We start from the raw sequence: 13,092 nt of genomic DNA, 5'->3' as shown, positions 1-13,092 counted from the left end.
GTCCCTGAGCCGCTTCCGGTCCCTGAGCCTGTCGAAGGGCGGCTCAGGGACCGAGGCGGGTGGAACGCGAGGCCGTCACCGGCAGGCGCACGAGCAGCGCGCCCGCGTCGACGGTCACGCGTGCCGCGGCCACCAGGCCGATGCCGTCGCCGTCGGCCTGGAACGCCGCGGGTGGTGACACCGTGACGTCCAGCCGCTCCGCCCGGAGGTAGCGGACCGCGCCGCCCGCGGATCCGGCCGTCTCGACAGCGCTTGGCCGTGGGCGTCGCCGCGCCAGCTTCGACCTCGTCAACCGGGCGACGGGGTTGTTCGCCCGGTGCAGCCAGCGGGTCACCCGGACCCCGTCCCATCCCTCGAGCGAGCGCACCATGAGCACGTCGAGGACGCCGTCGTCGATCAGCGCGTCCGGGAGGACGTCGAGTCCAGCCGAGACGGTCCCGCAGTTCCCGACGAACATCGTGTGGGTCCGCGCGCTGCGCATCGATCCGCCGTCCGCCTTCCAGGACAGCCGCGGCCGGTCCCGACGGAAGAGCCCTCGGACGATCGGGCCGACGTAGGCGACCCAGCCGAGGCGTCGCTTGAGGACGGGATCGGCGTAGGCGACCATGTCGGCGTCCACCCCGAAGCCCGTCATGACGAGGAAGGGGGTGCTCCGCCTTACGCCGTCCACAGCTCGGTACTCGATCGACCCCACGTCGATGTGCCGTTCCTCCCCGGTGAACGCCGCTCGGACGGCTGCGGCCGTGTCGATGGGGATGCCGGCGTTCCGGGCGAAGAGGTTCGCCGTGCCGAGCGGTACCACGGCGAACGGTGTCCGGGTGTGACGCATGGCCCCGGCGACCTCGCGGACCGTACCGTCGCCGCCCGCCGCGATCACGAGCGCCGCGCCATCGTCGAGGGCCTCGGCGACCTGTTCGACGGCGGCGGACCGTTCGCGGGTCGGGATCCAGGTCGTCGGGCCCCAGCCGGCGTCGTCCGCTGCGTCGTCGACGAGGCGGCGGAGACGCTCGAGCTGGACGCGCGTCGGGTTGTAGACGACGGCGGCGTGCGGTCGGGTGCTGCGAGGGTTCATGCCGCCAGTGCTGGCCAGAGCACGGAGAGGACCTGGTCCGCCCAGTCGTCGTCCATGTCGGCGCCGCGGACGAGTTGGCCGAGGACGGCGCCGAGCAGGAGCGTCGCGACGAGGCGGCCGTCGAGTCCGGGCTTCAGGTCTCCGGTGGAGATCCGTTCGTCGACCAGGTTGGACAGGGCACGAGCACGGTTGCGGGTGAGGTCCCGGAGGAGGGTGGAGAACTCGGGATCGTCCTGGAGCAGGATCGACGCGATCGTGCCCCGGCCCACGACGTCCTCGATCATCGCGCGCGCTTCGTGGAGCAGCCAGGTGAACGTCTCGTACGTCGGCAGGTCCGCGGGTATCTCGACCGGGGTCTCCATGGCGCGGGCGACGGCCGCCGTGAGTAGCTCGGAGCGGTTGCGGTAGCGCCGGTAGATCGTCGTCTTGGCGACACCGGTGGTCTCGGCGACCGCCTCGATGTTGACGGCGACCGAGCCGCGGGAGCGCATGAGGTCGAGGGCTGCGTCGAGGATGCGGTCGCTCATCTGCTGCGCTCGGGAGACGCGTCGGGAGACGGGCACCGACCAACCTCCTCCGCGCGGAAGCCGATTCCGGGTAAATCAGCCGATTGCGCTACGCCCACCGTAGCGCAACCGGCTGAGGGCGCAAAGAGGGCCCGTCAGTCCCAGCGTGGGTCGTCGGGGTCGGGGGAGTCCTCGCCGTCCGCGTCGGTCATGACCGCCGCGCCGTCGATCCAGGCCGTCAGCGCGTCACCGTGCAGTTGTTCCGGGGCTGGTGCGCCGAACAGCTGCGGGTGTGTCACGGCCGCGAGTGGTGCGTCGCTCGCGAAGACGACGACGTTGCCGAGCGGTCCCTCGTCGTCGACCGGGTCGAAGTCGAGGACGACGGCCACGTGCGCGAACACGGTCCGGAGGGTCGCCGCCTGACGCCTGGCGTAGTCGAAGGGGCTGCCGTCGAGCAGGTTGACCGCGATCACGCCGTCGGCTGCGGACCGCGCTGCGACCCGACGGTAGAACTCGAGGCTCGCGACCCGACGGTGGATCACCGCCGCGTCCCAGAGGTCGACGACGGTCACCCTGGCATCCCGCCACACCGTGCCGTCAGCGGCGGTGGCCGAGATGTCGTCGACCGGCTCGTCCGCCACGGCTCGGGCGTCGCCGAACCGGACTTCCACGTGCGAACCCTCCGGCAGCGGGAGCGCCTCGAGCATCGCGGCGTACAGCTCCGGCTCGAACTCGACGACGAGCTGCGGAGAGCCCGGTCGGGTCGCCTGCACGTAGCGTGGGAGCGTCAGCGCCCCGGCCCCGAGATGCACGGTGAAGAGCGGCTCACCCGCGGGGCCCTCGGCGTCGATCACGCGGGCGATGTGCCGGATGTAGGGGTACTCGAGCGAGCGCGGGTCGGCGAGTGACACGACCGACTGCGGGATGTCGTCGACGGAGAGTTCGTAGCGCTGCATGCGCTTGTCGAGGAGGGTGAGCCGCGCGTCGCGTTGGTCGAGCGGGAGCCGGCGGGAACGGGAGAACAGAGCCACCTGTGCAGCCTAGGGTGCACGGAGGCCGCGCGTCGCCGGAGCCGGTATCGTAGACCGGATATGGCACACCTTCTCGGCGCTGAAGCGCTCCACCTCGAGTACCCGACCAAAGTCGTCTTCGACGGCATCACGATCGGGGTGAACGAGGGCGACCGCATCGGCATCGTCGGCCGCAACGGCGACGGCAAGTCCACGCTCCTCGGTCTCCTCGCGGGCCGCAAGGAGCCCGACTCCGGCCGGGTCACCGTGCGCAACGGCGTCACGGTCGGCGTGCTCGACCAGTCCGACACCCTCGATCACGACAAGACCGTCGGCCAGACCATCGTCGGCGGGTTCGACGAGCACGAGTGGGCGGGCGACCCGAAGGTCCGCGACGTCATCTCCGGCCTCGCCTCCGACATCGCCTGGGACGCCCTCGTCGCCGATCTGAGCGGCGGTCAGCGTCGTCGAGTGGCGCTCGCGGCGCTCCTCGTCGGCGACCACGACATCCTCTTCCTCGACGAGCCGACCAACCACCTCGACGTCGAGGGCATCACCTGGCTCGCCGAACACCTGAACCGTCGGTGGTCCAGGAACTCGGGCGGCCTGCTCGTCGTGACCCACGACCGGTGGTTCCTCGACGCGATCTGCACCGCCACCTGGGAGGTGCACGACCGCATCGTCGAGCCCTTCGAGGGCGGGTACGCGGCGTACGTGCTCCAGCGCGTCGAGCGCGACCGCTCGGCAGCCGTGTCCGAGGCGAAGCGTCAGAACCTCATGAAGAAGGAGCTGGCGTGGTTGCGCCGCGGCGCTCCTGCACGGACGGCCAAGCCCAAGTTCCGCATCGAAGCGGCCAACGCGCTCATCGCCGACGAACCCCCGGTGCGGAACGCGGTCGAGCTCGCCGGTATGGCGACCGCCCGGCTCGGGAAGGACGTCGTCGACATCCTCGACGTCACCGTGTCCTACGGCGACCGCACGATCATCAAGGACGTCGAGTGGCGCATCGCCCCGGGTGAGCGCACCGGCATCCTCGGCGTCAACGGCGCCGGCAAGTCGACGCTCCTCGGACTCGTTACCGGCGAGGTCGAGGCCACCGAAGGGCGCGTCAAGCGCGGCAAGACCGTGCAGGTCGCCACGCTGACGCAGCAGCTCGACGAGCTCGCCGAGTACGAGCAGGACCGCGTGAGCGACGTCATCGGACGGAAGCGCACGAGCTACGTCGCGGGCGGCAAGGAGATGACCCCCGGTCAGCTGCTCGAACGCCTCGGCTTCACGAGCGCGCAGCTGTCGACCCCGGTGAAGGACCTCTCCGGTGGACAGCGTCGACGTCTGCAGCTGCTGCTCATCCTGCTCGACGAGCCGAACGTCCTCGTCCTCGACGAGCCCACCAACGACCTCGACACCGACATGCTCGCGGCCATGGAGGACCTCCTCGACTCGTGGCCGGGCACCCTGCTCGTCGTCTCGCACGACCGGTACTTCCTCGAGCGCGTGACCGACCAGCAGTACGCGATCATGGACGGTCACTTCCGTCACCTCCCCGGCGGCATCGACCAGTACCTGAAGCTCAATGCCGGGACCGCCGGCAGCCGCTCGCAGGAGCACGACCGCCCGACGGCGTCGGGTGGCGGTCCGACGAAGAAGACGCCGAAGCTGAGTGGCGCTGAGCTGCGGAACGCCCAGCAGGAGATCAAGGCGATCGACCGCAAGCTGCACAAGCTCAACGGCCAGATCGAGCAGGCGCACGAGAAGGTCGCGGTCCACGACCAGAACGACTTCGCCGGGATCACGGCGCTCGGCGCCAAGATCCAGGCCATGTACGGGGAGATCGCCGACCTCGAAGTGCGCTGGCTGGAGCTCTCCGAGCTCGTCGAATAGTCGCCGTCGTCGAGCGCGATCGACGACGTCCGTCGCTCTGTTCCGAAGTGTTACGCACCGGTTCGTCATCCCTGCTAGGCCGACGTACCGTCGAATCAGCGTCCACCGGCGCGCACCACCCGAAAGAGGAATCACAGCAATGACCTTCTCGAAGAAGCTTCTGGCCGGACTGGCCATCATCCCCGCCATCGCGCTCCTCGCCGGATGCGCCGGCGGTTCCGGCGCCGCCGCCGAGGACAAGGGCACCGAGGCGAACCCCGTCAAGATCGGCGTCGTCGGCGCGAGCGACCCCTACTGGGAGACCTACAAGGAGGCCGCCGAGAAGGAGGGCATCTTCGTGGACATCGTCGACTTCGGCGAGTACACGCAGCCGAACCCCGCGCTCACCGAGGGTGAGATCGACCTCAACCAGTTCCAGCACATCGTCTACCTCGCCCAGTACAACGAGGCATCCGGTGAAGACCTCACGCCCGTCGGTTCGACCGCGATCTACCCGCTCGGTCTCTACTCGACCAAGGTCGACAGCGTGAAGGACATCAAGAAGGGCGACACGATCGCCATCCCGAACGACGAGAGCAACCAGGCCCGTGCGCTCCTCGTCCTGCAGTCCGCAGGCCTGCTCGAGCTCAAGGACGGCGGCAACATCTTCTCGACGCCGGACGACATCATCGCCGACAAGTCGAAGGTCACCGTCACCTCGCTCGAGGCCTCGCTCACGCCGACCTCGCTGCCGGACGTCACCGGTGCGATCATCAACAACGACTTCATCAACGACTCCGGCCTCAAGGCGTCCGATGCGATCGCCGAGGACGACCCGTCCGACCCGAACGCCCTGCCGTACGTCAACATCTTCGCCGCGAAGGCCGCCGACGCCGACAACGAGACGTACGCGAAGCTCGTGAAGATCTACCAGGACACGAAGTCCGTCATCGACGGCGTCGTGGAAAACTCCGGTGGCACGGCCGTGCCCCTGAAGACGCCGGTCAAGGACCTCGTGAAGTCGCTCGAGACCGTCCAGAAGGACATCAAGGCCAAGGGCTGATCCACCGTCCGATGCGTTCCTGTGGGAGGCTGTCACCCGCCCCCGCAGGAACGCATCGTCGTTTCCCCGCCTGCTGACCGCCCCCACCCCGAGGACACCCGCATGCCACTCGTCAGCCTCCGAGACGTCGCGAAGCGCTACCCGTCTCCGCAGAAGGGCGCCCCACCGATCGCAGCGATCGACGGCGTCGACCTCGACATCGAGGCCGGTGACGTCTTCGGGATCATCGGCTACTCGGGAGCCGGGAAATCCACGCTCGTGCGGCTCATCAACGCGCTCGAGCCGGCGACGTCCGGCAGCATCGTCGTCGACGGCACCGAGGTGACGACGCTCTCGGAGAGCGGGCTGCGGCAGCTTCGGCTCGGCATCGGGATGATCTTCCAGCAGTTCAACCTCTTCAACTCGAAGTCGGTCCGGAAGAACATCGCCTACCCGCTCGAGGTCGCCGGGCGCTCGCGCTCCGAGGTGCGCACCCGGGTGGACGAGCTCCTGAAGTTCGTGGGCCTCGCCGACAAGGCGGACAACTACCCCGACCAACTCTCCGGTGGGCAGAAGCAGCGTGTGGGCATCGCCCGGGCGCTCGCGACCTCGCCCCGGATCCTGCTCGCCGATGAGGCGACGAGCGCGCTCGACCCCGAGACGACGCAGGAGGTGCTGGCCCTGCTCAAGCAGGTGAACCGCGATCTCGGCGTCACGATCGTCGTGATCACCCACGAGATGGAGGTGATCCAGTCGCTCGCGACGAAGGTCGCCGTCATGGAGCGCGGCAAGGTCATCGAGCAGGGTGACGTCTTCGAGGTCTTCTCCGCCCCGCAGCACGCGGCGTCGAAGCGCTTCGTCTCGACGGTCATCAAGGGCGTTCCGTCGCCGGCCGAACTCGCGGTGCTCCGGGAACGCCACGTCGGACGCATCGTCACGCTGTCCTTCCGCGACGGTGACGCGTCCCAGGCCGGCGTCTTCCTCACGCTCGCGCAGGCCGGTGTCGACTTCGAGCTCGTCTACGGCGGCATCAACGACATCCAGGGGCGCGCGTTCGGCCACCTGACGCTCGCCCTCCGCGGCGACGACGCGACGATCGACGGAGCGTTGACCGCCATCGGATCACAGGCCACCGTGACGGAGGTGCGCTGACATGGACGCCCTGATCGACCTCCTGCCGAAGCTCGGCGACGCGACCGTCGAGACGCTGTACCTCGTCTCCTTCAGCCTCCTCTTCGGAGGCATCGCCGGTCTCGTCGTCGGTACCGGTCTGTACGTGACCCGGCCCGGCAACCTCTACTCGCACCCGGTGCTCTACGGCGTGCTCAACGTGATCGTCAACATCTTCCGTCCGATCCCGTTCATCATCTTCCTGGCCGCCGCGCAGCCGCTCTCGCGCCTCGTGATCGGCACCGGGATCGGGGCGAACGCCTTCATCTTCATCATCTCCCTGGCCGCGACCTTCGGCATCAGCCGCATCGTCGAGCAGAACCTGCTGACGGTGTCGCCCGGCGTCATCGAGGCCTCACGGGCCGCGGGCGCGAGCCGCCTCCGGACGCTCCTGAGCATCGTCCTGCCGGAAGCGCTCGGGCCGCTGATCCTCGGCTACACCTTCGTGTTCGTGGTCATCGTCGACATGTCGGCGGTCGCCGGCTTCATCGGCGGCGGTGGGCTCGGCGCCTTCGCGATCCAGTACGGGTTCCGGCAGTTCGAACCGGTCGTCACCTGGGCCGCGGTGATCATCATCATCCTGCTCGTGCAGCTGATCCAGTTCTTCGGCAACTGGCTGGCGCGGAAAATCCTGCGTCGCTGATCGCTCCCTGAGTCGCACCCACCCGGTCCCTGAGCCTGTCGAAGGGCGCACTTCGACAAGCTCAGTGACCGAGCGTGCTCCGCTAGTCGAAGTCGAGGCTGAGCTTCCGGAGCAACACGGTCAGCCGGGTCTGCTCAGCGCCGCTCAGGCCACCCAGGAGGTCGGCCTCGGCGTCGACCAGCCGGGTGATGGCGGCGTCGACGGTGTTGAGGCCGGCGTTGGTCATCTGGACGAGGATGCCCCGGCCGTCGTTGGGGTCGCCCTGCCGCTCGACGAGTCCACGCTCGACGAGCCGGTCGATGCGGTTCGTCATCGTCCCGCTCGAGACGAGCGTCTGCAGCAGGAGTGCCTTCGGGCTCAACCGGTACGGGGAACCGGCACGTCGGAGGGCGGCGAGGACGTCGAACTCCCAGGGCTCGAGGTTCGATCGGGTGAACGCCGCCCGACGCGCGCGGTCGAGGTGGCGGGACAGCCGGGCGACACGCGAGAGGACCTGGAGTGGCGAGAAGTCGAGGTCCGGGCGCTCGCGGTTCCACGCGTCGACGATGCGGTCGACCTCATCGGTGCTAGCTGGCATCCCACCATTATCGAGGCACGGCGGCGACTGGGCCCGAATCGAGTGCCGGGTGCTGAATCGATGGTCGCCCATCCATGGCAGAATTGACCACGCTCCGCCGTCTGGCTGAGTGGTCCGCCCATGGATGCAGTACGGCGGGCTTTCCTGCAGCGCTGACAAGGCCGCTGCCCATCCATGGCAGAATTGACCACGCTCCGCCGTCTCGCGGGGTGGTCCGCCATAGTGTAACGGCAGCACGGCAGCCTTTGGAGCTGTTCGGTCCAGGTTCGAATCCTGGTGGCGGAGCGACCGATCACCGACCGGGCGAGTGCCCGGACCGAGGGGGAGCACACGTGACCGACGACCGTCTGGCCATCATCATCCTGGCCGCTGGCCAGGGAACCCGCATGAAGTCGGCGACGCCGAAACTGCTGCATCCGCTCGGTGGCGTCCCGATCGTCGGGCACGTGCTCGCGACGGCGCGTTCGCTCGACGCCGCGCACGTCATCGCCGTCGTCCGCCATGAGCGCGACCGGCTCGTCGAGGCCATCGAGGCCGAACTCCCCGGCGCGACGATCGTCGACCAGGACGAGGTCCCCGGCACCGGCCGCGCGGTCGAGCAGGCGCTCGTGGCGCTGCCCGACGACTTCGACGGTGACGTCCTCGTCGTGAACGGCGACGTCCCGTTGCTGAACGCCGCGACGCTCACCACGCTCATCGAACGCCACCGCAACCACGACGTCGCCGCGACGATCCTCTCGGCCGTGCCGGACGACGCGACGGGCTATGGGCGGATCATCCGGACCGACGCCGGGGCGCTCGACTACATCGTCGAGCAGAAGGACGCGACCGACGCCGAGCGTGCCGTGAACGAGATCAACGCCGGTGTCTACCTCTTCGGGGTGGGCCAGCTCCGCGACGCGCTGGCCGAGGTCACGACCGACAACGCGCAGGGCGAGAAGTACCTGACGGACGTCATCGGCCTGCTCCGGCGTGCGGGGTCCGAGGTGTCGGCGCTCCCCGTGAGCGACTCCTGGCTCGTCGAAGGCATCAACGATCGCGCCCAGCTGAGCGCCGCTGCGGCGAAGCTCAACGCGCTCCTCGTGCGCGCCTGGCAGCTCGCGGGCGTGACCGTCCAGGACCCGGCGACGACGTGGATCGACATCAAGGCGCGGCTGCACGCCGACGTCACCCTGCTACCGGGCACGCAGATCCTCGGAGCGACGGTCGTCGAGTCCGGCGCCACGATCGGTCCGGACACGACGCTCGTCGACACCGAGGTCGGTGCGGGTGCCCGGGTGCGCCGGACGGACGCGACCCTGTCGGTCATCGGCGCGGGTGCCGAGGTCGGGCCCTTCGCCTACCTGCGCCCCGGAACGGTGCTCGGCGAGCGCGGCAAGATCGGCACCTTCGTGGAGACGAAGAACGCGCAGATCGGCGAGGGGAGCAAGGTCCCGCACCTCAGCTACATCGGCGACACCGAGATCGGCGTCGAGTCGAACGTCGGCGCGGGCACCATCACCTCGAACTACGACGGGGTGCACAAGCACCGCACGACCATCGGGTCCCACGTCCGCACCGGCGCGCACAACACGCTCGTCGCTCCGGTCAGCGTCGGCGACGGCGCCTACTCGGGAGCCGGTTCGGTCATCCGCAAGGACGTCCCCGCCGGAGCGCTCGCCCTGACGGTCGCACAGCAGCGGAACGTCGAAGGCTGGGTCGAGCAGAAGCGCCCGGGTACCGCGGCGGCGTCGGCTGCAGCCGCGGCGACCGCGCCTCCGGCCGTGGATCCCGTGTCGGGCGACTCGGCTGCGGCTGGTAACGTCGACTCGTGAGTGAGGCCGGAGGATTCCGGCAGAAGGCAGGGTCTGTGTCAGGCATCACGGCGGACAACAAGAAGCAGCTGGTCCTCGTCTCCGGACGAGCCCACCCGGAACTCGCCGAGGCGATCGCCGCAGAACTCGATTCCGAGCTCCTGCCCACCGATGCCAGGACCTTCGCCAACGGCGAGATCTATGCGCGGTACGACGAGAGCATCCGCGGGACCGACGTCTTCGTCATCCAGTCCCACACTGCTCCGATCAACGAGTGGCTCATGGAGCAGCTCATCATGGTCGATGCGGCGAAGCGGGCGAGCGCGAAGCGCATCACCGTCGTCGCCCCGTTCTACCCCTACGCCAGGCAGGACAAGAAGGGCCGCGGCCGCGAGCCGATCTCGGCCCGTCTCGTCGCCGACCTCTTCAAGGCCGCCGGTGCCGACCGCATCATGTCGGTCGACCTCCACGCAGCGCAGATCCAGGGCTTCTTCGACGGCCCGGTCGACCACCTCTTCGCCATGCCGGTCCTGCTCGAGCACTTCCGCGCGAAGCTCGACCCGTCGACGCTGACCGTCGTCTCACCCGACATGGGCCGGGTCCGCGTCGCCGACATCTGGAGCGACAAGCTCGGCGCGCCACTTGCGATCATCCACAAGCGCCGCGACCCGCTGGTGCCGAACCAGGTCAGCGTCCACGAGATCGTCGGACAGGTCGAGGGGCGTGTCTGCCTCCTCGTCGACGACCTCATCGACACCGGCCGCACGATCGTCAAGGCGGCCGAGGCGCTCAAGAACGCCGGCGCGATCGGCGTCGTCGTCGCCGCCACGCACGCCGTGTTCTCCGACCCCGCGGTCGAGCTCCTGCAGAGCGAGGCGATCGACTCCGTCGTCGTCACCGACACGCTGCCGGTCGACGAGGCGAAGCGCTTCGAGAAGCTCACCGTCCTCTCGATCGCCCCGCTCATCGCCCGCGCGATCCACGAGGTGTTCGACGACGGCTCCGTGACGAGCATGTTCGACGGCGCTGCGTAACCCGTCACCTGCAGCTGGTACGCAGAACGCCCGGTCCGAACTCGGACCGGGCGTTCTGCGTCTGCTGCCTGCGAGCTAGTGGCTCGAGCCCTCCTGCTCGACCTCGCTGCGGTCGCCCGACCACAGCGTGTGGAAGGTGCCGTCGAGGTCGACGCGCTTGTAGGTGTGCGCGCCGAAGAAGTCGCGCTGACCCTGCACGAGCGCTGCGGGCAGACGCTCGGCGCGGAGACCGTCGTAGTACGACAGCGACGAGGAGAACGCGGGGGAGGGGATCCCGGCCTGGGCGGCCGCGACGACCACGCGACGCCAGCTGTCCTGCGCCTCGGCGACGGCGTCGTTGAAGTACGGTGCCGTCACGAGGGCGACGAGCTCGGGGTTCTCCTCGTAGGCCTCCGTGATGCGGTTGAGGAACTGCGCACGGATGATGCAGCCACCGCGCCAGATCTTCGCGATCTCGCCCTTCTTGATGTCCCAGCCGTACTGCTCGGCACCGGCGACGATCTCGTCGAAGCCCTGCGAGTAGGCGATGATCTTCGAGGCGTAGAGGGCCTGGCGCACGTCCTCGACGAACTGGTCGGGGTCGGCGACCGTCCACTCCTCGGAGGGGCCGGCGAGCTCGCGGGCCGCGGCGCGCTGAGCGGGCTTCGACGAGAGCGAGCGGGCGAACACGGCCTCGGCGATACCGGACACCGGGATGCCGAGGTCGAGGGCCGTCTGCACCGTCCAGGCACCAGTGCCCTTGGCGCCGGCCTGGTCGAGGATGACGTCGATGAGCGGCTGCCCGGTCTTGGCGTCCACCTGCTTGAGGACCTCGGCGGTGATCTCGATGAGGTAGCTCTCGAGGGTGCCGCGGTTCCACTCGGCGAAGATCTCCGCGATCTCGGCGGGCGACTTGCCCGTGCCGCGGCGGATGAGGTCGTAGGCCTCGGCGATGAGCTGCATGTCGGCGTACTCGATGCCGTTGTGGATCATCTTCACGAAGTGACCGGCGCCGTCGGTGCCGACGTGGGTCACGCACGGCTCGCCCTCGGCGACCGCGGCGATCGACTTGAGGATCGGACCCAGGGTCTCCCACGCCTCGGCGGAGCCGCCAGGCATGATCGACGGCCCCTTCAGGGCGCCCTCCTCGCCACCGGAGATGCCGGCGCCGACGAAGTTGATGCCCGTCTCGCGCACCGCGTGCTCGCGACGGATGGTGTCGGTGAAGAGGGCGTTGCCGCCGTCGACGATGATGTCTCCGGGCTCGAAGACCTCGGTGAGCTGCTGGATGACGGCGTCGGTGCCCTTGCCCGCCTGCACCATGATGATCGCCGTCCGCGGCTTCGACAGCGAAGCGGCGAACTCCTCGATGGTCTTCGACGCGACGAAGCCTGCCTCGGGGTGCTCGGAGACGAGCAGCTCGGTTCGTTCGGGGGAGCGGTTGTACACGGCGACCGTGTTGCCCTCGCGGCTCGCCAGGTTGCGAGCGAGGTTGCTGCCCATGACGGCCAGACCGACGACGCCGATGTTGGCGTGCGCTTCGGCGGTGTTCACCATGTGGTTCTCCTTCAGAGTGGGTGATGCGGGAGGCGTTCCGAGTGCTCAGGAGTCGATCCGGCGGCGGTGTGACAGCAGTGACGCCCTCGTCGATCCGGGCACGGCCCGTGCTGCAACCGTAGCAAAGGGAGGTGTTCGCGCACCTCTCAATGACCCCGGAGGACGGTGTGGTCCGCGGTCACTCGGTGGGCTCAGACGACCGTCGGGTATCGTGCTGTCCTGGTCGGACGAGCCGGCCACCGGTCACCGACCGGAGACCGCAGGGGGTTCCGTGTGAATGCACCGCTCGTCGTCGTCATGGGCGTGTCCGGGTCCGGGAAGAGCACGACGGGCGTCCTGATCGCCGACCGGTTGGGTGTGCCGTTCGTCGACGCCGACGCGCTGCACCCGCTCGAGAACGTCCGCAAGATGGCCGCGGGGACACCGCTCGAGGACCCGGACCGGTGGCCGTGGTTGGCCCTCGTGGGCAAGGCGCTCGCCGACGCCGAGGACACCGGACTCGTGATGGCCTGCTCGGCGCTCCGCCGCGTGTACCGCGAGGCGATCCTCGCCGAGGCGCCGAGCGTGCGGTTCGTGCTGCTGCACGGCTCGCGTGAGGTGCTCGGCCGCCGCATGGAGGGCCGGAGCGGGCACTTCATGCCGCCGTCGCTGCTCGACTCCCAGTTCGCGCTGCTCGAGGAGCTGGACGCCGACGAGCCGGGGTTCATCGTCGACGTCGACGCCACCGTCGACGAGATCGTGGACGAGGCGGTCGCAGGCCTCCAGGCCGTGCGGTAGACTCTCCCATTGAACTTCGGCGAGGGAAGCGGCCCGTGGCAGCTTCCGTGATCGACGCGGTGGTCTGGCTTC

12 protein-coding genes and 1 tRNA gene are annotated in these 13,092 nt (G+C 69.1%); 8 read left to right on the top strand and 5 right to left on the bottom strand.

Features of this window, described 5'->3' with window-relative positions:
- Positions 1-43 precede the first annotated feature (43 nt).
- The 3 genes from QRN27_RS02855 to QRN27_RS02845 all read right to left on the bottom strand — a co-directional run bounded on the left by QRN27_RS02855 (position 44) and on the right by QRN27_RS02845 (position 2,609).
- The gene (locus QRN27_RS02855) at positions 44-1,072 is read right to left on the bottom strand and encodes a diacylglycerol/lipid kinase family protein (RefSeq protein ID WP_285040645.1); all 1,029 of its coding nucleotides are present in this window, start codon (positions 1,070-1,072) and stop codon (positions 44-46) included.
- Complete coding sequence (locus QRN27_RS02850; RefSeq protein ID WP_285040644.1) at positions 1,069-1,635, bottom strand: TetR/AcrR family transcriptional regulator; 567 nt, start codon at positions 1,633-1,635, stop codon at positions 1,069-1,071. Before QRN27_RS02850 ends, QRN27_RS02855 begins: the two co-directional genes overlap by 4 nt.
- A 98-nt stretch (positions 1,636-1,733) precedes the next feature.
- Entirely contained in the window at positions 1,734-2,609 is an 876-nt protein-coding gene (locus QRN27_RS02845) for a spermidine synthase (RefSeq protein ID WP_285040643.1), read from the bottom strand.
- A gap of 60 nt (positions 2,610-2,669) precedes the next feature.
- Between QRN27_RS02845 and QRN27_RS02840 the strand changes: the two genes are divergently transcribed.
- From QRN27_RS02840 to QRN27_RS02825, 4 genes are all read left to right on the top strand, one after another.
- Positions 2,670-4,469, top strand: a complete 1,800-nt coding sequence (locus QRN27_RS02840) for an ABC-F family ATP-binding cassette domain-containing protein (RefSeq protein ID WP_285040642.1) — start codon at positions 2,670-2,672, stop codon at positions 4,467-4,469.
- Positions 4,470-4,608: 139 nt separating this feature from the next.
- On the top strand, positions 4,609-5,511 hold the full coding sequence (locus tag QRN27_RS02835) for a MetQ/NlpA family ABC transporter substrate-binding protein (protein WP_285040641.1): 903 nt from the start codon (positions 4,609-4,611) through the stop codon (positions 5,509-5,511).
- Positions 5,512-5,613: 102 nt separating this feature from the next.
- A complete protein-coding gene (locus QRN27_RS02830; protein WP_285040640.1) occupies positions 5,614-6,642 on the top strand; it encodes a methionine ABC transporter ATP-binding protein in 1,029 nt (342 codons plus the stop codon).
- Position 6,643: 1 nt separating this feature from the next.
- On the top strand, positions 6,644-7,303 hold the full coding sequence (locus QRN27_RS02825; protein ID WP_064296483.1) for a methionine ABC transporter permease: 660 nt from the start codon (positions 6,644-6,646) through the stop codon (positions 7,301-7,303).
- An 82-nt stretch (positions 7,304-7,385) separates the two neighbouring features.
- On the opposite strand, the gene QRN27_RS02820 is transcribed toward QRN27_RS02825, so the two are convergent.
- Positions 7,386-7,880 (bottom strand): MarR family winged helix-turn-helix transcriptional regulator, encoded by a 495-nt coding sequence (locus QRN27_RS02820; RefSeq protein WP_056007489.1) that lies wholly within the window; start codon positions 7,878-7,880, stop codon positions 7,386-7,388.
- 213 nt (positions 7,881-8,093) lie between these two features.
- Between QRN27_RS02820 and QRN27_RS02815 the strand changes: the two genes are divergently transcribed.
- The 3 genes from QRN27_RS02815 to QRN27_RS02805 all read left to right on the top strand — a co-directional run bounded on the left by QRN27_RS02815 (position 8,094) and on the right by QRN27_RS02805 (position 10,707).
- Positions 8,094-8,165: transfer RNA gene (locus tag QRN27_RS02815), tRNA-Gln, on the top strand.
- Between the two features lie 47 nt (positions 8,166-8,212).
- Positions 8,213-9,694, top strand: a complete 1,482-nt coding sequence (glmU, locus tag QRN27_RS02810; RefSeq protein WP_285040639.1) for a bifunctional UDP-N-acetylglucosamine diphosphorylase/glucosamine-1-phosphate N-acetyltransferase GlmU — start codon at positions 8,213-8,215, stop codon at positions 9,692-9,694.
- A 35-nt stretch (positions 9,695-9,729) separates the two neighbouring features.
- A complete protein-coding gene (locus tag QRN27_RS02805) occupies positions 9,730-10,707 on the top strand; it encodes a ribose-phosphate diphosphokinase (protein WP_285040638.1) in 978 nt (325 codons plus the stop codon).
- Between the two features lie 75 nt (positions 10,708-10,782).
- On the opposite strand, the gene gnd is transcribed toward QRN27_RS02805, so the two are convergent.
- The gene (gene gnd / locus QRN27_RS02800) at positions 10,783-12,243 is read right to left on the bottom strand and encodes an NADP-dependent phosphogluconate dehydrogenase (protein WP_285040637.1); all 1,461 of its coding nucleotides are present in this window, start codon (positions 12,241-12,243) and stop codon (positions 10,783-10,785) included.
- Positions 12,244-12,516: 273 nt separating this feature from the next.
- On the opposite strand from gnd, the gene QRN27_RS02795 reads away from it, so the two are divergent.
- The gene (locus tag QRN27_RS02795; RefSeq protein ID WP_285040636.1) at positions 12,517-13,020 is read left to right on the top strand and encodes a gluconokinase; all 504 of its coding nucleotides are present in this window, start codon (positions 12,517-12,519) and stop codon (positions 13,018-13,020) included.
- Positions 13,021-13,092 lie beyond the last annotated feature (72 nt).

Source organism: Plantibacter sp. LMC-P-059a, from assembly GCF_030209505.1.
Lineage (GTDB): Bacteria > Actinomycetota > Actinomycetes > Actinomycetales > Microbacteriaceae > Plantibacter.
Note: the sequence above shows the minus strand (reverse complement) of the source record. Positions and strands in the feature narration are given on the sequence as shown.